This is a genomic window from Kaistella polysaccharea, from assembly GCF_020410745.1.
GTDB classification, from domain to species: Bacteria; Bacteroidota; Bacteroidia; order Flavobacteriales; family Weeksellaceae; genus Kaistella; species Kaistella polysaccharea.
In genome coordinates this window covers 408,915-430,213 of the sequence record NZ_CP084528.1, presented here as the reverse complement: position 1 = coordinate 430,213, position 21,299 = coordinate 408,915, and the positions used below count along the sequence as shown (strand labels likewise).

The window sequence follows — 21,299 nt, the reverse complement described above, 5'->3', positions numbered from 1 at the left end:
ATTAATTTGCTACATCCGAAATAAATTTAATTCGCAACATCCTTACTTCTTCATCACTTAGATCGTCACCGAATTCCGCAAGAAGAATTTTCATGCTGTCACTTTCGCTATCTCCCATAAATTCCATAAATTCTTCAACAACATCTTCATCGAAATTTTCGTCGATATAATAATTAATATTGAGCTTCGTTCCCTGATATACAATTCGCTCCATCTCTTTCAGCAAATCGTCCATCGAAAGATTTTTAGCCTTCGCTATATCTTCCAGATCGATTTTTTTGTCAGTGCTTTGGATGATAAAGACTTTATGACTGGATTTATTGGCGACGGTTTTCATCACCATATCCTGAGTTCGCTCGATATTATTTTCTTCTACATATTTCTTTATAAAATCTGCGAAATCTTTTCCATATTTTTTCGCCTTACCATCTCCAACTCCGTAAATATTTCCAATCTCTTCTACCGTAATCGGGTATTGTACCGTCATATCTTCCAAGCTTGGGTCCATGAAAATGGTGTAAGGTGGCTTTCCCTGCTTCTTGGCAATAGTTTTACGCAACTCTTTCAACTGAACAAATAATGCTTGATCGAGTCCGCCGCCAGCTTGCGTCTGCACTTTGTCAGAATCTGCTTTGGTCTGTTCCAAATTATATTCACGATCTTCAGCAATAAAGAAAACATGATCTTTTTTCTCAGCTAATGCTTTTTGTCCTTTTTCAGTTAATTTAAGAACACCATAGGTTTCAATATCTTTCTGAAGGAAATTCTGCACCGTAGCTTGACGAATAATGGATTTCCAGAAATTTTCTGATTCTCCTTTACCAATACCAAAATGCTTTGTGTTTTCTAATTTGTATGATTTTGTAACAGGATTTTCTTTACCGACAATGACTGCAATTAAATCTTTGGTCTTAAATTTTTCCTCCAAATCTTTAACCAGCTTTAAAACGATTGCCAGCTCTTTAGAAGCATCTTTTAGAGTCGGAGGATTGGTAGCATTGTCGCACATTTCCCAGCCTAGTCCCGTTTTGGGATCGAATTGCTCGCCAAAATAGTACAAGATATATTGTCGGCGACTCATGGATGTTTCTACATAACCAACAACTTCATTTAAAAGCTGTAATCCAATTTCTCTTTCCGAAACCGGCTTTTGCGCCAAAAATTTCTCTAGTTTTTCAATATCTTTTGGATCATAAAAAGCCAGACAATATCCTTCTCCACCATCTCTTCCGGCACGTCCGGTTTCCTGGTAATAGCTTTCTAACGATTTTGGAATATCATAATGAATCACAAAGCGCACATCCGGTTTATCGATTCCCATTCCGAAAGCGATGGTAGCAACAATGACGTCGGCATCTTCCATCAGGAACTTATCCTGATTCATGACTCTTGTTTTTTGGTCTAAACCAGCATGATAAGGGAGCGCATTAATTCCGTTTACCTGAAGAACTTGCGCAAACTCCTCAACTTTCCGACGACTCAGGCAATACACGATACCAGATTTCCCTTTCCTAGCATTGATGAATTTGACAATTTCACGGTCAATATTTACCTTGGGTCGTACTTCGTAAAATAAATTCGGACGGTTAAAACTTTCTTTAAAAACCACCGCATTGGTCATTCCCAAAGTTTTCTGAATATCATCCTGAACTTTCGGTGTGGCAGTTGCGGTTAAAGCGATCACAGGAACATCAGCAATTTTATCAATAATGGTTTTGAGATTACGGTATTCGGGACGGAAATCATGCCCCCATTCAGAAATGCAATGCGCTTCATCAATTGCTACAAATGAGATTTGAACTTCTCGCAAAAACTCCAGATATTCTTCCTTTATTAAAGATTCTGGGGCGACATACAGTAATTTGGTTACACCAGATCGGATATCATCAAAAACTTGCTTCGTCTGGGTTTTATTCAGGGAAGAATTTAGTACATGTGCAATACCTTCGACCGAAGAAAGACCATTAATTGCGTCAACTTGATTTTTCATTAATGCGATCAGCGGTGAAACGACAATTGCAGTTCCCTCGCACATTAATGCGGGTAATTGATAGCAGAGCGACTTTCCGCCGCCAGTTGGCATCAAAACAAAAACGTCTTGACCGCTTAACAAAGTATTTATAATGGTCTCCTGATGACCTTTAAATGTAGAAAATCCGAAATATTTTTTGAGTTCTTTAGATAAATCGGTATGGGAGGTTTTCATTTTCAATTTCATTTTTTAATAGCGGCGTCACTTTCTTATTTCTATAACATCGCCGTCTGAAAATTTAGAAAGAATTCAAATGGATTGATTTTGTTTCCTAAATTTGCATATTAACCAAAGTTAAAAAATTAAAATTACAAATTAGTCTTTGCATTGCGATTTTATAATAATCACCATTCTAGGTAATTTGCTGAGAATTACTTCGTGTACGATTTTATTTAAGACAAAAAAGCGACCTAAAATTTTTAATTCTATCGAAATTTAATGAATACTCAGGAAATTCTAAACCTAGCTAAACAAGCACTTGCCATTGAAATCGCAGAGCTTGAAAACCTAAAAAACCGACTCGATTCAGAATTTGTGCGAGCGGTAGAAATTATTAATAAAAGCTCAGGAAAACTGATTGTTGTCGGAATTGGTAAATCTGCGCACGTGGGCAATAAAATGGTTGCTACCTTGAACTCGACTGGAACACCCTCTCAATTTTTACATGCGTCAGAAGCTATTCACGGTGATTTAGGAGTCATTCAAAAATCCGACGTTGTACTTTGTATTTCAAATTCGGGCAATTCCCCAGAGATTGTGACGCTCCTGCCCTTTTTAAAAGAATATTCATCTGCGCTTATTGGGATGACCGGAAATTCTAAAAGTAGACTTGCGGAATCTGCTGATGTTATTCTGGATACTTATGTTGAAAAAGAAGCCTGCCCAATAAAACTTGCACCTACAAGTTCTACAACATTACAAATGGCTTTGGGCGATGCTCTCGCAGTATGTCTGATGGAATTAAATGGCTTCAAAGAGAATGATTTCGCCAAATTTCATCCTGGTGGCAGTTTAGGAAAAAATCTAACTGCGAAAGTGGAACAGTTTCTATCTCCTCAAAAACCGCAGGTTTCAGAAAATTCCAGTGTTCGAGACATTATCATTTCCGTGAGCGGTTCAAAGCATGGAATTACGGTGGTGACGGATCACGACGAAATCATCGGCGTCATTACTGATGGAGATTTAAGGAGAATGCTCATGAGCGATCAGGATTTTTCAAAACTTACCGCCAAAGATATCATGAGTAAAAATCCAAAAAGCATTGACAAGCGTATGTTAGCAAAAGAAGCGATGCAGATTTTAAAAGATAAGAACATTGGTCAACTGATCGTCACGGAAGAAAATAAATACTTTGGTATCATTGATATTCACAGACTTTTAGATGAAGGAATAAATTAATATTTAGATAATTATTAATGATATTTTCTAAAGGCACTTAGATTTGTAGGATTATATCAAGATTTTAATTATTCTAAACATTATAAAGATATTTAGCCATTTATTTTTTAATTTCGCATCTTCACAAAGAAATCGGTTTCTATTGATCGGTCGTCTAGTACAATATTAAAAATAATTTTCGTGATCGAAGGAAAAGAAATGTCCTTTTTAGGACATATAGGTGAATTAAGAGGACATTTAATCCGTTCTTTGATTGCCGTAGTGGTATGCGCCATCGTCATTGGGTTTAATGTAAATTGGATAATGGATCATATTTTTTTCGGTCCCACGAGAAATGATTTTTTCACTTTCCGAGTGGTGAATCATTTTTCCCGCGAAATTATCGGTGAAGACAGCATCACATTACCCGGAAATTTTGCAGTGCAGCAGAAAAAACTTTTTGAACAGTTTAATGTCATGATGGCTGTTTCTATATTTGGTGGTCTGGTTGCTGCTTTCCCCTACCTGATCTGGGAATTATGGCGTTTTATTTCTCCTGCTTTACATCCAAAAGAACGGAAAAACTCAGTATTTGTGATCAATTTTATTTGGATTTTATTCGCTTTAGGAATCTTATGTGGATATTTCCTTATTCTGCCATTTGCCATTAATTTTGGACTATTATTTAAAGTATCTGATACCATCACCCAACTTTTTGATCTTACAGATTACACCACATTATTTTTGCAAATTGTCCTGGGAATGGGATTGGTTTTCCTTTTTCCTGTGATTGTATATTTCATGACATCAATTGGAATTCTTACGCCGCAATTTATGCGCAAGTATCGTAAACACGCGATTGTATTGATTATGGTTGTCGCTGCGATTATCACGCCGGCAGACGTTTTAAGTATGATGATGGCAGCATTACCGCTTCTTCTGCTCTATGAATTCAGTATTATGATGAGCAGTTACACTTTCAAAAAAGTACAGAAGAGAAAACTAGAAGATCTATAAAACTCGATTTTAAATTAATCAAGAAGGGCTTTTTCGAGCCCTTCTTTAATTTTTATTTTTCCACGTATTTTTTCAGATTTTCACCGATTAATGTATTCCATCCGCTCTCAAAACTTTCTTTTTGAAAATCGCTGCCCAAATGGTCGAAATACTCCAGACCTTTGTGGGTAAGAGTTATTACTGTACCATCTTGATCTTCTTCAAGTCGCCATTTTACAATAGATTTATCTTTAGAAAATTCTGGATACGACCACGTGTGTTTAAATTTTTCCTGAGGAATTACTTCCAGAATTTGACCATGATGATGGAATTTTTTCTCTTCCCCTGGTTCATAAAAGTTGAACTCATTATGAACACCCAGTTCAAAATCCGGAATATCAAAATACCATTCTTTCATCTGCGCTTTATCGGTCAAAGCGTTCCAAACCTTTTCAACCGGCGCATTAACTCTTTGTTTAATAACTACATTTTCGTGCATAATATTTTAATTTTTGATTATACTAAAGTTAATAGTATTTCAGCGAGAAATAAAAAATATAGTCATGATATTTAGCATCCACTACTTTAAACTAAATTTGAAAATATTTTCATTGAAAAATTTCAATGAGATAATCATTTACACATACACTTTTTAGAAAACATTTTTTTGAAAATCAGAAAATTTATGATTCCATTCTTTAGTTTTGCGGCACTCGCTGTGGCCGCCGTATTTCTCTTTCTTCAACAGCCACAATTTGGGAAAGCACCGTCGGGAAAGCGCTTGGAAAGAATTATCAAATCGCCGCACTATAAAAAAGATAAATTTGATAATATTAAGGTTACGCCTCAACTTGCGGAAGGAACTTCCATTACCGGTGTAATTTTTCGGTTTATATTCGAAAAAAATAAAAACCTAAAACCACAGCAGAAATTTAAATTTACCAAAACAGATTTAATAAATTTAGACCCGACAGAAAATGTTTACGTGTGGATGGGTCATTCTTCTTATTACATTCAAATTGAGGGTAAGAGAATTCTTGTAGATCCGGTTTTTAGTGGAAATGCCTCACCAGTAAATTTCACAACCAAGGCATTTGAAGGAACAGACCTATATTCTACGGACGATATCCCAGAATTGGATTATTTAATAATCACGCACGATCACTGGGATCATCTGGATTATAAAACGGTAAAGAAACTCAATCCAAAAGCAAAGCAAGTCATTACAGGCCTAGGAACGGGCGAACATTTAGAATATTGGAAATATGACCCTAAAAAAATTATTGAATTAGATTGGGGCGAAAATTTCGATTTAGGTAACGGTTTTAAAGTCTATGTTGAAACTGCGCGCCACTTTTCTGGGCGCGGTTTAAAACGAAATCAGGCAATTTGGGCGAGTTTTATTTTTGAAACTTCAGAGCGGAAAATCTATATCGGTGGAGATTCTGGATTTGATGATCATTTCGAAAAAATAGGAAATCGTTTTGGTGGCTTTGATTTAGCGATTTTAGAACTTGGACAATACAACGAAGATTGGCGCTACATTCACATGCTACCCGAAGAATTCCTAGTTGCATCAAAAAATCTAAAAGCAAAAAGAATTATTCCCGTGCACAATTCCAAATTCGCCCTGTCTTTGCATGACTGGAAAGAACCTTTGCAAAAAGTTACAGCGCTTAATGAAAGAGAGAATCTGCGTTTTATTACCCCAAAAATCGGCGAAAAAGTGAATTGGGAAAATGAACAAAAGGTCTACGAAAAGTGGTGGGAATCGTACGAGTAAGTATCTATATCGATTAAGTAGATGAAAATCGCAGATTAATTCTATATTTTAGAACCGAAAAAAATTAAACAAAATAATGTACCGATGAGAAAAATACTACAAATTGCGAATGGCTTCTTTTTAGTCTTCACCATTGTCTTTAATTATTTAAGCAACACCGGAATTTTTAATGGAAAAACGATCGCGAATGTTTCAAATCAATATCACAATTTGTTTACACCGGCGGGTTATGCCTTTTCAATTTGGGGGCTTATCTATTTGCTTTTAATCGGATTCGTATTTTATACGGGTAGAAGTTTATTTAATCCATCTAAAAATGAAGCTGATGATTTTGTAGAAAAAATTGGCTGGTGGTTTGTGATTTCGTGTGTCGTGAACTGTGTCTGGATTTTGACGTGGTTATACGGTTTTACGGGTATTTCTGTACTTGTTCTATTAATCACTTTCTTTTCTCTTTTGATGATTTTAATGCAAGCTTTAAAATATAATTCAGGAGCCGCGGAAAAATGGTTTATTAATTTTCCTTTTCAAATTTACGCTGGTTGGGTAAGTGTTGCATTGATTGCAGCAGCGTCGGCATGGCTGACTAAAATAGCGTGGAACGGTTGGGGATTATCTGAAATATCCTGGACTATTATTTTAATAATTATTGCCTTAATCATACATTTGTACATGACTTGGAAAAAAAATGCACCTGTTTTTTCCTTGGTTGCAGTTTGGGCATTGGTTGCGATCGCGATTGCTAATAAAGCAGTAAGCCAACAAATTTATTTAATGGCACTCGTTGCTGCCGGAATTTTATTCGTCAGCAGTTTTATTAAAATATTTTTTAAAAAATCGAATGCATAATTATTCGAAAATTGCTTTAATATTGTTGAATTGAAGCCCAATTTCCCACTCCACAATTTTTCTTAAATTTACGATCACTAAAAATAAAGAATGAAAAACGCATATATCATCGATGGAACCCGCTCTGCCATCGGGAATTTTAAAGGAAGTTTGGCACCGGTCAGAACTGATGATTTAATGGCTTCGGTATTGAAAAGTTTAATTAAAAAAAATCCTGGATTACCACTAGATAAAATTGACGATGTCATTATCGGTTGCGCCAATCAAGCGGGAGAAGACAATCGAAATATTGCAAGAATGGCTTTGCTGTTAGCTGGAATTCCCATTAATGTTCCCGGAGAAACCGTAAACAGATTGTGTGCCTCAGGAATGAGTTCTATTGTTCAGGCGATGCGAGCTATAAAATCAGATGAGGGAGATTTATTTATTGCGGGCGGCGTTGAAGGAATGTCGAGAGCGCCTTATGTTTTATCAAAATCAGCATCCGCATTTGGGACAGATTCTAAAATGTTCGATTCCAGTTTTGGGTGGCGTTTCATCAATCCAGAAATGGAAAAAACCTATGGAATTGATGCCATGGGAAAAACAGCGGAGAATCTCGCGGAAATGTATCATATTACACGTGAAGAACAGGATGATTTTGCTTTGAACTCTCAAATGAAAGCTGCAAAAGCCCAGGAAAACGGTCGGTTGGGAGAAGAAATTTCTGAAATTGTCATTCCGCAACGAAAAGGAGATGCAATTATAATCAATAAAGATGAATTTATAAAACCCAATTCAACTTTAGAAGTTTTAGGCAAACTTAGACCTGCTTTTGTAAAAGAAAATGGCAGCGTCACCGCCGGAAACGCCTCCGGATTAAATGACGGTGCAGCGGCTGTAATCATGGCGTCGGATGAGGCGGTAAAAAAGTATGGATTGAAACCTTTGGCGAAAATTGTTTGTTCTGCTGTTGTGGGTGTGGAACCCAAAATCATGGGAATTGGTCCCGTTGACGCCACAAAATTAGCCTTAAAAAGAGCGGGTTTAACATTGGATCAGATTGATATTATCGAATTAAATGAAGCTTTCGCCGCACAAAGTATTGCAGTACTAAAAGAACTTGGACTGAAAAACGACGATCCTCGCGTAAATGTGAATGGTGGCGCGATCGCATTAGGTCATCCACTTGGGATGAGCGGAACCAGAATTACGTATTCTGCTGCTTTGGAACTCAGCAAAACTGGAAAAAGATATGCCTTGGCAACAATGTGTATTGGTGTCGGACAAGGTTACGCCGTAATTTTGGAGAATGTGAATTTGTAAATTTACTTTATAACTAAATTAGCAAGAGCCGAAATAATTTTCGGCTCTTATACATAGGTTTTCTTCTAAAATATTTCGCGATTTATAAAGAAAAAATGAATCTTTATTTTAGCCCCGATTGAAACGGCATCCCTCGACTGGTCGGGGATAAAGTGGAAAGCGGGTTTGATCTTCGAACTGTGCGAAAATCTTCAAGCTCCTAAAAATTAATGTGGTTGAACTTTAGTAGGATCATCATAATTCACCATCCAGAGAATACCAAACTTATCGGTCCACATCCCAAAATAAGCGCCCCAGAAGGTTTCCTCTAGAGGCATTGTGACCGTTCCTTCTGCAGAAAGTCCGTTAAAAATATGGTCTGCTTCTTCTTTCGAAGTGGTATTAACCGACAATGATACATTGTTCCCAATTTGGTGATCGTGAATACCGGGCATGGTGTCGCTGCCCATTAAAATAGTTTCATCGGAAATAGGAAGCGAAATGTGCATGATTCGATTTTTTAATTCCTCAGGCAAAGGGGGCATTCCTTCCGGCGCGGGCATTTCGCCAAACCGACCAACCATAGGAAATTCACCGCCAAATACAGATTTATAGAAATTGAATGCTTCTTCGCAAGTACCGTCAAACGTAAGATAAGGATGAATAGAAGCCATAATTATTTTATTTTTCGAGATTAATTTGAAACTTGATTGCTCCAGCGCGTTGGAAAATTTAATGTTCCATCGTAACTTTTCCACGTACCGAAAAATTCTATAAATTGTCTCTCGATTTTTTCGGTCTTTTTATTCCACATAAAAGTATAGACAAATTTCCCTGCGAAAATTCCGGAATGTTTTCCCTTATTTTCCTCTGCAAATTCGTATTCGCCAAAAACACTGTTTCTCTTTTTGCCCGCTTTATAATTTATGATTTTAAGTTTGCCTTCAAACTTGCTGCTGTTGTTTTCCACGATTGAAAAGCCCGCGAGATAATACTCCTGATCTTTCAACTTATCCTGCTCAGAAATATTTATTTTCAGTTTAAGCGGTGTTTTTTCTGCGCCGATCGTTCCTGTATAAGGTTGTGAATTGTTCATCCAAACGCTGGAAATATTCGGCATTTGCGCGAAAGTAAAAGTGCTGATCACCAAAAATAAAAGAGTTAATTGTTTCATGATTTGTGTTTTTCTAAAAAAATTTAAGTCGGTAAATAACAATAAAAGTAAGCACTTATTTTTTCAAACATAAAATCACAAAGCATACTTTAAAAAATTATTAATAGAAGTTCACAAAATGAAAATCTATAGATTTTCAAAGGTTTTGTGTTCTTTTAGGAAGCATGATTTTAAACTTATCTTCAACTTAACTTTGTGACTTTGTGGTTTTACATTTGTGATATTAGTTCTGCCTAAACGCCAAATTGATCCAGATGATGATTCAAATGTTTCGCGAACATGTTATTCCATTCCTGGGCTTTCAGTTTTCCGAAAGAAAAAGATTCTTTACCGTCGAAAGCCTCTCTACCTAACTGTTGTGTTTTCTGAATAAAGCCAATGAGACGCTTTTTTTCCAGAATAAAATCCTGACGTTCTTTAATTAAAAATTGCGGTGAAGTCGGCGAATTTTTAGAATAAGCTTTTTCCCCCACAACCTTCGGTTTTACAAATTTTTTCAATATAAATTTTGCAAGACCGCCCGGAGATTTATGTTTTTGAGGTTCATAAACCATCTCATAAGTAACATTGCAGTGCGCCAACATCTGATCTACAGACATTTTTCCCCAAAGCGGTACCGCAAAAGGAGTAAGATTGTTGATTCTGTCGATGTAAATTTGTGATTCTTTGGCGTTGAAAACGTCTTGCATAATTTAAATTTAGATTAACAAAAATATAATTATTTACGCAGATTATTATATTTTAAATTTCACTTCTGATTCTACTTAATGTTTCCTGGGAAATCCCAAGGTAAGTGGCAATCATTCCCAAAGGTGCTCTCAAAATTATATTCGGATTTTCCTCCAAAAGTTGAACGTACTTTTCTTTCGCAGTCATGTGTTGCAAAGAGTTGACCCGTTTAGACATTTGGGTCATTAAATTCCCCAAAAGAAACCGACTGAAATTTGCAGAGGTCAAAGAAACGGAACATAATTCTTCGAGTTTCTTATAATCACAAAAAGTGATGGTGCTTTCTTCTAAAGTTTCGATATTATAAATGGTGGGAACGTTTGCGAAAATGGTATCAATGCTACCAAAAGATTTTCCTTCAGAATAAAAGTTGGTGGTAATGTCTCTTCCTTTTTCAAAATAATACGTTCTTGCCAAACCTTCTTCCATGTAATAGACGTTTCGGTTGTAGGTATTTTGATGGCTTAATAATTCGCCTTTTGCGAAAGTTTTGGTTTGGGTTTCGTTCCGAAAGAAATCTTCGGTAACAGCGTCTACTTTTATATATTTTGAAATTTGATCGAGAAGTTTCACGTAATGGAGTTTCCACAAAAATAATGAAAAGAATCTGGTAAATACGGAGAGATTTCCTATTTAAAATTACAGGTGAAAGAAGTGAAATCTGCAGCCCGACTTGAGTAGAGCTCTTTTTGTGGAACGAAGTGAAACAAAAAAGCGGGAACGGAGGGCGGAAATCGCTGCCATAAAACAATATAAAAATAAAAAAGATTCAGCTTTGCCAATTGTCTGCCAAAAAAAAACGTCCGAACCGAAGTCCAGACGTTCTCAACAAACAAACAGTATGAAAACTGTTATTTTTTAATTCAGAAAATTTTCATCGTCGATGATTAAATTCGGATTTTCTTGGCTAGGAATTTCCTCCTCGTAATCTTCTGAAATATTATATTTTTTGAATAGGAAATGGATTTTAATTTTCAAAGCGATCCAGCCGATAATGAAATAAACCCAACCTAAAATCAGCAAGTGAACCAGATATTTTTTAGTCAAAATTGCAGATCCGTTTTGAACAACCATAATCTTCAGCGCTTCTAAATAAGGCGTTAAAGGAATAATCGCAGTGAAATTTTTGATAAATTCCGGCATAGCGTAAGTCGGCCATGTAAATCCACTGATGATAAATGCAGGCGACGCAATAACCATTAAATACTGAGTTGCTTTCAGCGCATCAGGAATTACGATACTGACCAAAACGCCGAGATTGGTTGCTGCGACGACAAAAACTGCGGTGATTAGGAAGAAATTCCAGACATTATCTGGGACGGGAATTTTGAAATAGAGACTGCACAGATAGAAGAAAAGAATATTGAAATTCGCAAAAACCCAGATTGGAAGACATTTTATCGCCATCACGGCAACTGCATATTTTTCCTTGCCTGCAAAATCTTTAATGAAGGATTCTCTTTTAAATTCTTCGGAAAATGAAACAGCCATCGCGAGTAAAATCACCTGCTGTAAAACGACCGCCATCATTGCGGGCCACATAAAAACTAGGTAATTGCTGGTCGTGTTGAAGAGCGTAATATAATTAGCTTTGAAAGGTTCGAACTGGGTTTTCGCCAAATCTGCGTTCATTCCTTTTTTTTGCAATGCTTTTATTTCTGCTCCGGCCGAAAAAGTTCCCAGGGTTTGTTGAATGGCTTTGGTGGCGAAATTCGCGGTTAACACGTTGGAAGTGTTCACATAAACATTCACTTCCGGATATTTCTTCTGCAGCATCATGGCTTCGAAACGTTCGGGAATGATGATTACCGCGGCGGCTTCCGTTTTTATGGTTTCATCTTTCAGGTTTGCCGGTTCGTTGATGTAACTCAGCACTTTTATCGCTTTGCTGTCCTGAAGCATTTCCAAAAGTTGGTCTGACAAAGGCGTGTTGTCGTGATTCACCACGATCACTGGAATGTTTTCTACTTTCCCGGATTGATACGTAAATCCGATTAATAATGCATAGAAAACCGGCGCTAAAAAGAAAACCGAGATCAAGGTCTTGTTCGTTAAGAACAGGCGGAATTCCCTTTTTAATAAATATTTAATTTGTTTCATTTTGTGACTTTTAATTAAACGATTACTTTAAAGTCACATTAGAATTTACCAAAATATCTTTCGCTGCCTTCTGATTTTCCGGTACTACTTTGATTTCGTAAATCGCTTCTTCCGGTTCGTAATCAGGGAAAGCGGTCGTAATATCTGCATATTTTGCCAGTTGTTTGATGGCGACAATTTTTCCGGTAAATTCTTTTTTGTTGTAGTTCACCAACATTTTGACGGTCATCCCTTTTTGATATTTCGAAATTTTACTTTCGGGAATCGTAAATCGGAAATAAGAAGTTTCCGGAATATAACCTGTAAAAAGCGGATAACCGGCAGTCGCCAATTCTCCTTTGTTCAACGCGATGGTTTCAATTTCCATGTCATTTGTAGCGATGATGTATTTTTCAGAATTCGCAATATTTGCTTCCTGCAATGCACCGGCTGCCTGATTTGCTTGTCCTTGCGCCATTTCAATTTTTTCGTAGCGCGTTCCGGACTGTACATCATGAAGTTCAGCATTTACCGCGTCCAATTGCGCTTTTGCACCTTGGTATTTTGCAAAATATTCGTCGTAATTTTGGGGCGAAAGCAAACTGTCATCATACATGTTTTTTGCTCTGTTGAAAGATTTTTGAGCATATTGAAACTGCTCTTGTAAACCTTTTTGTTTGGCTTTTAACTGACGAAGTTGATCGATGGTTGCACCATTTTTCGCCATTTGAACTTGCGCTCTGGCTGCAGAAGTTGCTCCTTTTGCCTGTGCAATTTTCGCGGAAACTTCCGGAACATCTAAAACTGCAAGCGTATCACCAACTTTCACAGTTTGTCCTTCTTCCACTTTAATGGTGAGAATTCTTCCGGTTAATTTTGGTGCGAATGAAACAATTTCCTTTTTCGTTTTGCCTACAATTTCTCTTTCAGGTTTTGATTCTTTACAGCCCGAAAGTGCGAGAACACTTGCCAAAGCCAAAGAAGTTAATACAGTATTTTTCATGTCTATTGTTTGTTTGTTGTTGTAATTTTGAAGAAATATCCTTCCGTCTTTTATCTAAAAGTCTATTATCTTTTATCTTTAAGTCTATCCTCTTTAATTTAAAGTTTTTCGATCTGTAGATTCTGCGTGGATTTCATAAGTTCGATGGCGCTTCTTCTTTGATTAAAAATAGCGTTCTGATATTCCAGTTCTGCATTTTGTAAATCATTTTCGGCTTCAATTAAAGCGGCGGAAGTTTTGGTTCCATATCGGAATTCTTTTTCCACTTGCTCTAAACCTTGTTTTGCAATTTCGCGGGATTTCTCTTTTAATTTGATTTGAGAAGTCGCAATAGTGTAATTCGTTTGATTGTTGGCTAAATTCAGATTCAGTTTTTTAGAAGCATCGCGCTTTTTATTTTCTAAAATCTCTTTTTCAATTTTGGCTTTTTCAACCAAATGCTTTCCTTCATTACCATCAAAAACATCCCATTTAAAACCAACTCCAGCTTGAACCAAAGGCAACACATTTAAATTCGAGGGATTAAAATCCAGTTTCTTCCCAGAGTTGGGTAACAATTCTTTTGACGTTGAAATGTTCCCATTAAACAACCCAATATAACTTACGGACGTTTGCGCCTGAACTTTCGGAATCCACCATCTTTCCTCGGCTTTAATTTTATAATCGGTGGCTTTGATGCCGTGATCCAAGGCTTGAATCTCTACTCTATTCTCAATATTCTGATCAAGAACTTCATAAGAAATAGTTTGCAATTGTGGCTGAATTAAAGCAATTCTGTCTCTTTCGATTCCGGTTAAAATTTCGATCTGGGTAATCAGCAATTCTTTTTTTCCTTCGTACTCTACTAATTTCGAATCCAAAGTTGCTTGCGCCAATTCAATTTTTTTGTGGTCATAAGGAGTTATTAATCCGTAACCTAATGCTTTATCAGCCGTTTTTTTGTTAATATCTAAACGTTTTTTTGCTTCATCTAAAACTTTCTTCGATTCCTGAACCAAGGCCATTTGATCGTATGCTTTAGAAATTTCGGTAATGATTTCATCCCGGCTTTTCTGCATCAATAAATTTTCAGAAATATTTTTTTCTCTGTTGGCTTTTTTCAGATATTTCACTTTTCCACCAGAATAGAGCAAAACACTCGCTTCGGCTTTTGCCATGGTTGAAATCCCGGAAATATTCAGATTATTTGAAAGTTGACCTTCTGGAATTACAGCGCCCGGAAAAATGGGTGGAAGTGCGGGAAGATTAATTTCCGGCGAATTAAGACGCGCAGAAGTGTAGAGATAACCAGCTTTACCAGTCACTTCAACTTTAGGAAGAAAAATATCTTTCAGTTTTTGATCATCGAGTTGGGTATATTTATTTTCGAGCGTTTGTTGAGTCAATGTTCCATCGTTGACTAGCGCGCTATCGATCAGTTCCTGTAAAGTTGGCGCTTGTTGGGCAGAAAAAACCAGCGGAAAAAAGACCAGCAATCTGGCCAAATTATTTTTAAGTGTTTTCATATTCGTTTTCTGTTTGTTTGTGGGTACAAAGTTGCGAAGAGTGGGGATCAATTCCTTTGACATTTGTCAAAAAGCGCATTATACGCTGAAATTTATCTGAAAATAATTGTCGTATCATTTCCATGGATTTCATCCACGGTTATTTTTGTTGAATCCTTTGGATTCATTGAATAGTTATTCAGTATTGAAAAAAGCAGTGTGATCATACTGATGGAAACGAAAAAATCCGCTTCAAAATTGAAACGGATTTCTTAAAGTCTATGACAAAGTTTATTAAGATTCTTCCTTCGTCAGAATGACAAAAGGTATGCGTTTCAAGATTTTATCTGTGAAAATCTGTGCGCCAAAAATGCACACAGATACCACAGATTTTCACAGATAATCTTTGTTTTCAAAGTTTGACAAAGATTTTAAACTTTCACTACGAGGAATCTGCGATTTGTCAAAGTAGATTATTCGGTAATCGTAACTTTCGTGCCTTTTGTATGCGCATTCATTTGCGGTGCATAATAATTCTGCAAAGTCGTAATTCCATTACTGAAGATTCCCGACGCATTACAAATATAGTCGTACTCGAAAACGTATTTTCCTTTCGGCATATATTCGATATAGAAATTCGTGGAAGCATCTTTTGTACTTTGATAATAACCAAAACCGTTTTTCCATTCGTAACCGGAAATGACATTTAAAGGTTCAAATCCTGCCGCTCTCATGTCTTTCAAGTGAATGAATTCCATATTTCGGTCAGTGTTCAAAATCATTCTTACGGTGACTTTATCACCAACTTTTAATGGAGAATTTTCTGCAATTTTTACCAATTCTTCGCCATTGACCGTTTTCACTTTCTTGTACAATTCTTTGGTGATGGAAAGGTAAGATTCGGAAGATTTTATTTTATCCAGATCCTCATAATATTGCCAGAATAAACCACCTTGCACAATTCCAGGACCAGGTTTTGTCACGGTAACTGTTCCTAACTTTTTGTCGATATTTTCTCCTTCTAAAGTAGATTTGACATAACCAGTCGCTTTTGTATCAGAATTTATCAATTCTTTTCCTCCCCAAATTATCGTGGCTTTATCGCTTTCAGAACTTGTCCAGGATTTACCAGAATTCAAAATCGTGAAAATAACTTCTGCCGTTCCGCGCGAACTTCCCCAAGAGTTGACTTCTTTCTGCGTAATTAACCAAATTTTCATTTCCTCAATGAAAGTTTCATCCGTCGGCGTCAACTTATTAAACGCTTCCAACGCTCCGGCGTGATTTACGGTTTTGGAATTATACCATCCCCAATCATTCAGGTTTTGTTTCCAATAAATTCCCTGAGTTTCAGATTCGGTTGAAGTTTCTTTTAAATAAGTCAACAATTTTTTAGAAACTGCTGGAAGTTTATAATCATTGAAAAGTAAAGCCGCACGATGCAAACCGAAGAACGTAAAATCAGTGATTTTCGCAGTTGGCGCTTTTTTAATAACCAAAGTTTTCAATTGCGCTCCTTTTCCTTTTAACGGAAAGTCTTTTTCCCAGTAATTTCGAGTGTCGAGATAGTCCAGAACATAATTATTCCAAACATCACTTCGACCAGGCTCAGCGACCGGAATTTTAAAGTATCGCGAAATTTCGGAATCTACATAATTAATGAGTTTTGCAACCATTTCTTTTTGATCAGAACTTTGATAATCCCCCGTATTTCCTTTCAGCCATTGATTGATTTTACCTAAGTTTTTCAAGATGTAGAGCGAGTTGTAATAAGAACTCGGATAACCTTGATACCAGGAAAATCCACCATCTGGATTTTGCAATTTCTGTAATTCGCTCCAATCTTCATTGATGGAATTTCGCATATTATTTGCATCAAATAACCTGGCGAGTTTTTCCATTTGTTCGGTTTCATTTTTCGATTCTAAAACCCATGGAGTTTCTTCCAACAACAATTGCTTCAGTTCCTGATTTTTCTCCAAGTTAGAAACCAATAAACCTTTGCTTTGATATTCTTCAAACACCGTTTTTAATTTCGGATTCGCTTTAAAAATTTCGGAAGCCAAAACATCAGCAAACCATTTATTGAAGACGACATCCGCAGAATTGTTCGTGTCATTTTTTAAACTTGGCAAAGCGAACATAATTTCCCAAATCGGATTCGTCGTTAACTCCAAAGTATTGGAAAAATTAGTTGCGGTAGTCGAAGTATTTTTGGCTAAATTTTCTAAAGTAAAAGTTTTGGTTTGTCCTTCTTTCACAAAAATTGGAACGGCATCCGTAACCAACATTCTATTTGGTAAAACGGCGATTGCTTTTTGTTCACCATCAGAAAAATTCCCCGCTTTGGCGACAACTTTAATAACCATGGAAGAAACATCATTTGGAACTTTCACTTTCCAGGTCACGACTTCATTACCGTTTTCCTTTAATTCGAAGGATTTTTGAGTTTCATTTAAATTGAATTTACTGGAAATGTCTTCATTTGAAAAAGCATCTAATATTTGCAGTTGCGCAGTTCCACTCAATTTTTTATCGACCAAACTTGAAAGTTTTGACTGCAAATTCAATTCGTCACCTTCACGTAAAAAGCGTGGATAATTTGGAGTTACAGAAAACTCTTTTTGCGTAATCACTGATTCTTCTAAAGTTGCAGAACGTGCATCTTTTGTATGTGCCAAAAACATCAATTTCCATTGTGTTAATGCTTCTGGAGAAGTAAATTCAAAAGTGACATTTCCGTCTTTGTCTGTCATTAAATTCGGATAGAAAAAGGCGGTTTCGTTCAGGTTTTGACGAACTGGAATTTTATCTAGATTTCCTTTAACATCTTTAATTTCTTGAGTTTTAGCAGAATCAGTTGCATAACCAAGACTCATTTTTTCTCTTTTGACACCTAAAGCAGTTATTACAACACCTTCAATATCTTGTGAAGTACTTTTCATTTCCTTTGCAGATGCCATTGGCGAAGAAACAGCATCGTACATTTCATTACCGTAAATTCCGCTATTAAACCAATTGAAATCTGGAATATTTACATTTTTTTGATTGAAATAAGGAACTCTTTTGCTGAAACTTTTTTGCGTCAAATTCTCATTGATTCCATAAGAAGTCATCCTGAAATATTTCTGATACATTTCTTGCCAAGAATAAGTATTGCTCGCAAACTGATCCAAAGATTTATCATACATATTTGCCAAAACTTCAGCGTTGACTTTCTCTGAACTTGCACTGAGCCCCGTCGAAGTGTCACCGAGAACTTTAACCGTCCACTTTTCTTTTTGTCCAGGCTGCAATTTATCGCGGAAGGTTACGGTTTCAATTCGCAAAGGTTTTTTGTCGGAAGCAATATTTAGATTTACAGATTCGGTTTTCACATCATTAAAAGCAACCAACTGAAACTGAACATTGATTTGATCAATACTTTCATCTTTTGGAAAAGCAACTACATATTCTAACAGTCCATTTTTAAATTTCTTCTGTTCGGTTGAAGTCTCGCCATTTCCGTTTTGAACATACACATTTACCAAAGCATCTGGAATTGCGGAATAAACAAAGATTTTCGCTTTTTCAGTTCGCTTGAACTCTGCTTTTGGTTGGATGACTTTTAAATAAGGTTTTTGGGAATCTGTCAGAAATCGTTTATCGAAAACTTGGAAAGTTTTTTCTGTTTTAATCGTATCTTTTCCTTCGATGTTATAGAGTTCGAGTTTGTAATTTCCAGCTTTTAAAGAACCAAGATTCAAGATATTAGAATCAAGATTTTCTTTGCCTTTATCTTGATTCTCGGTTCTAGGTTCTTGAGTTTTTTCAATTACAACTTTCTCCACTTTCCATTCTTTCTCTTCTTTGGAGAAATAATCGTGCGGGAATTTTTGGATGAATTCTGGTTTTGAAAACTTCGGCAAATCCTGAATTTGATTTTCAAAATTAGTCCGGAAAACTCTCTCTTTCGGATGAAGTTTAGAGAGTTTTACCTGATACGATTTCTTTAAATTTTGATCATTGTAATTTTTAGTTTCAACTTTAAATTTCACACTTTCATCTGTGAAAAAATTAAGGTCGCTGAGCGGAGTCGAAGCGTTAATGTAATGTGAAACAGACGCAACTTTTAAATTTTCTGTAGAAGATTGTGTTTCTCCATTAATATCCGTCACAGAAGCAGTAATTTCATAATTATCAACCTGAATTCCGTCTAAAGTTTCATCTTTTTTTAGATCGATTTTAATTACAAATTCTCCTTTCTCATTGGTTTTTACTTCGCCAAGAATAGAATTTTGATTATCATTTCCACGTGGATACCACCAGAAATATCTCCAGCGAATGTTCTGTTTTTTAATCTCATAATTTACGGTTGCATTGCTTAAAGCAACGCCGGAAAACATCATCGCTTTTCCTTTCAGTTCGATGGTTTGCCCATATTTATATTCTTCTTTAATGGGTTCAAAAGTGACTTCAAACTTCGGACGTTTGTATTCCTCAACTTTAAAAGATTTGTATGCTGTATCGTTTAAATCATCAGAATCTACTTCCAACGAAAATTCACCATTGAGTTTTTCATTAGGCAAAGTAAAACTTCCATGGTAAGAACCGAATTCATTGGTTGTAAAATTTTGAGTAGAAATTTCTTCCCCATTGGCATCGTTTAGCGTTATTTCTTGTTTAACACCGATTGCAACGGATTCTTTGTCCATTATCAATTTTGTATTAATGACTTTGAAATAAACAATCTGTCCAGGTCGATAAATTCCACGATCGATAAATATCTGCGCAAGATTTTGCTCTTCTACTTTTTTCGGTTCTTTATAATATTGATTGCCATAAACCTGCATCAAATTATAATCATTTGTCGAAGGTTGTTGAACCAGATAATATCGATAATACTGATTGTCTTTAGATACAGGAAATTTGAAAATCGCAGATTGGTCGGTTTTCGCCGTAAGAACATTTGCTTTTTGACCGTTCGTAAATTCAAATATTTTCAGATTTTCCTGAGAGACTGATTTCCCATTTTCGCGATTGACGAGTTGTAATTGGTCAGCGATCAGTTTACGTTCATCTTTTTTGTTATAGATGATTCTGGAATTTGTAGCGATGAAATAAAAATTTTCCTGAATTGAATTTTCAACCACATATTCCACAAGATAAATTCCGGATGGAAGTGGTTTTATCTCTAAAGAAGTTTTATGATTTTTATAATCTTTTAAATCCTGTAAATCGAAACTTTCTTTTTTCACCAAAGTTTTTTTAACAGCAGCAAATCGATCTTTCTCATATTGATTGGCAACATATTTCAGAAAATTCTGCTGATCGTCATTAACTTCGTAAATATTCAAAGAAAACTTAGAAACATTCTTTGCGTCCGCAACCAAATGAATCGGCAAATTTGCTTGCGTATGCGTTTCGTAATGAATGGTTAAGTTCGGTTGAAGAATACTATTTTCCCGATTAAGAATATTGCTTATAAATTTAGATTTTGCATATTGCTCTTTCGTATTTTTAATCAAAGCAAGCGCTTCAGTATATTTCTGGTCAGCCGTTAACAGATCAACTATTTCAGCAATAATTAATACTTTATAATCTCCTTCTGTGGAAGATTTTACCAAATTTTGAAGTTGTTGAGTTTTATTTTTACAATTGATAAATGCGCAGTCATCATTTAATTTTTGATGTTGAAAATAGAGTTTTGAATTTCCAGCGTTTTTCTGAATTAATTCCGAAAATAGATTTGAAATTTTTAGTTGATTAACTTTCAGTTCATTCGGCGTGAAGAGTTGTGAATTATTATAGAACTTGATTTCGTTCATCGCATTCCAGTCAAACAAAGTTGGAAAGTATTCTAAATCTTCGGTCCGCTCAAAAATCCCTTTATATTTGGACATCGCAATTTTTTGCAACTCGATTTTATTCGCTTCCAATTTAATGAAATGCTGCGTGAGATAATTTTTAAAATCGAGTTTCGACCACGTTTCGATTTGGGCAAAATCCTGATTGTTAAAATTCGTTCTTTGATTAATTTGCCATTGGTTTTGATTGTAATAGTCACTAAAAAACTCCCCTAATAAAACTTCGTACAATAACTTATCGTCACCTTTCAATTTCTGATCTAAACCCTTCAATTTTGTGAAGAACTGGCTCGAAGTATCATTTTGAGTATCGTCTTTGGTTTGATTGACAATACTGAATTCGGCTTTCAAAGAACGGATGAGTTGCACGGCGTTGTCTTCTTTCATTGCTTGATTTTGAATGTCTAAAATTAAGGGAAGATTAGATTTATACTTTCCTGTTTTGTAATTTCCAGCAATTATTTTCCATTGATCGTCATACTTTTTCTGAGCAGTAAGAACCGAAAAGGAAAACAAAAAAAACAGGATTGCATATAGTTGATATTTCATAAATTTATTTTTAACTAGGAAGAGATGATTTATTTCCTTTGATGGAATTATAACTGAAAAGTTGGTTCTGATTCGGAGTTGTTGGTATTTTCGTCGGTGCTAAACAAACTAAAA

The 21,299-nt window shown here is 35.9% G+C and carries 15 protein-coding genes; 5 read left to right on the top strand and 10 right to left on the bottom strand.

The genetic code is table 11. The features are described from left to right. Window position 1 precedes the first annotated feature (1 nt). Window positions 2–2,206, bottom strand: a complete 2,205-nt coding sequence (gene recQ, locus LC814_RS01895) for a DNA helicase RecQ (protein ID WP_226064659.1) — start codon at window positions 2,204–2,206, stop codon at window positions 2–4. A 264-nt stretch (window positions 2,207–2,470) separates the two neighbouring features. Between recQ and LC814_RS01890 the strand changes: the two genes are divergently transcribed. Together LC814_RS01890 and tatC are read left to right on the top strand one after the other, a co-directional pair. Further along, entirely contained in the window at window positions 2,471–3,430 is a 960-nt protein-coding gene (locus LC814_RS01890) for a KpsF/GutQ family sugar-phosphate isomerase (protein WP_226064658.1), read from the top strand. 180 nt (window positions 3,431–3,610) lie between these two features. Next, a complete protein-coding gene (tatC, locus tag LC814_RS01885) occupies window positions 3,611–4,426 on the top strand; it encodes a twin-arginine translocase subunit TatC (protein ID WP_226064657.1) in 816 nt (271 codons plus the stop codon). Window positions 4,427–4,478: 52 nt separating this feature from the next. On the opposite strand, the gene LC814_RS01880 is transcribed toward tatC, so the two are convergent. Further along, window positions 4,479–4,904: an SRPBCC family protein gene (locus LC814_RS01880; protein ID WP_226064656.1), complete on the bottom strand. Its 426-nt coding sequence runs from the start codon at window positions 4,902–4,904 to the stop codon at window positions 4,479–4,481. A gap of 186 nt (window positions 4,905–5,090) precedes the next feature. Between LC814_RS01880 and LC814_RS01875 the strand changes: the two genes are divergently transcribed. The 3 genes from LC814_RS01875 (at window position 5,091) to LC814_RS01865 (ending at window position 8,342) form a co-directional block, all read left to right on the top strand. Further along, the gene (locus LC814_RS01875) at window positions 5,091–6,188 is read left to right on the top strand and encodes an MBL fold metallo-hydrolase (RefSeq protein WP_226064655.1); all 1,098 of its coding nucleotides are present in this window, start codon (window positions 5,091–5,093) and stop codon (window positions 6,186–6,188) included. An 84-nt stretch (window positions 6,189–6,272) separates the two neighbouring features. Next, window positions 6,273–7,037, top strand: coding sequence for a TspO-related membrane protein (locus LC814_RS01870; protein ID WP_226064654.1), 765 nt, complete (start codon window positions 6,273–6,275; stop codon window positions 7,035–7,037). 90 nt (window positions 7,038–7,127) lie between these two features. Continuing rightward, entirely contained in the window at window positions 7,128–8,342 is a 1,215-nt protein-coding gene (locus LC814_RS01865; protein WP_226064653.1) for a 3-oxoadipyl-CoA thiolase, read from the top strand. A 206-nt stretch (window positions 8,343–8,548) separates the two neighbouring features. Here the strand turns inward: LC814_RS01865 and LC814_RS01860 are convergent, their stop codons facing one another. The 8 genes from LC814_RS01860 to LC814_RS01825 all read right to left on the bottom strand — a co-directional run bounded on the left by LC814_RS01860 (window position 8,549) and on the right by LC814_RS01825 (window position 21,185). Continuing rightward, window positions 8,549–8,995, bottom strand: coding sequence for a VOC family protein (locus tag LC814_RS01860; RefSeq protein ID WP_226064652.1), 447 nt, complete (start codon window positions 8,993–8,995; stop codon window positions 8,549–8,551). A gap of 20 nt (window positions 8,996–9,015) precedes the next feature. Further along, window positions 9,016–9,495, bottom strand: a complete 480-nt coding sequence (locus LC814_RS01855; protein ID WP_226064651.1) for a hypothetical protein — start codon at window positions 9,493–9,495, stop codon at window positions 9,016–9,018. Between the two features lie 233 nt (window positions 9,496–9,728). Further along, window positions 9,729–10,184 carry a DUF1569 domain-containing protein gene (locus LC814_RS01850; RefSeq protein ID WP_226064650.1) on the bottom strand — a complete coding sequence of 152 codons (456 nt, stop codon included), beginning with the start codon at window positions 10,182–10,184 and terminating at the stop codon, window positions 9,729–9,731. Between the two features lie 52 nt (window positions 10,185–10,236). Further along, on the bottom strand, window positions 10,237–10,797 hold the full coding sequence (locus tag LC814_RS01845) for a Crp/Fnr family transcriptional regulator (RefSeq protein WP_226064649.1): 561 nt from the start codon (window positions 10,795–10,797) through the stop codon (window positions 10,237–10,239). Window positions 10,798–11,082: 285 nt separating this feature from the next. Further along, window positions 11,083–12,324 carry an ABC transporter permease gene (locus LC814_RS01840; protein ID WP_226064648.1) on the bottom strand — a complete coding sequence of 414 codons (1,242 nt, stop codon included), beginning with the start codon at window positions 12,322–12,324 and terminating at the stop codon, window positions 11,083–11,085. Window positions 12,325–12,346: 22 nt separating this feature from the next. Then, entirely contained in the window at window positions 12,347–13,306 is a 960-nt protein-coding gene (locus LC814_RS01835; protein WP_226064647.1) for an HlyD family secretion protein, read from the bottom strand. A gap of 98 nt (window positions 13,307–13,404) precedes the next feature. After that, a complete protein-coding gene (locus tag LC814_RS01830) occupies window positions 13,405–14,811 on the bottom strand; it encodes a TolC family protein (protein WP_226064646.1) in 1,407 nt (468 codons plus the stop codon). A gap of 452 nt (window positions 14,812–15,263) precedes the next feature. After that, a complete protein-coding gene (locus tag LC814_RS01825; protein ID WP_226064645.1) occupies window positions 15,264–21,185 on the bottom strand; it encodes an alpha-2-macroglobulin family protein in 5,922 nt (1,973 codons plus the stop codon). Window positions 21,186–21,299 lie beyond the last annotated feature (114 nt).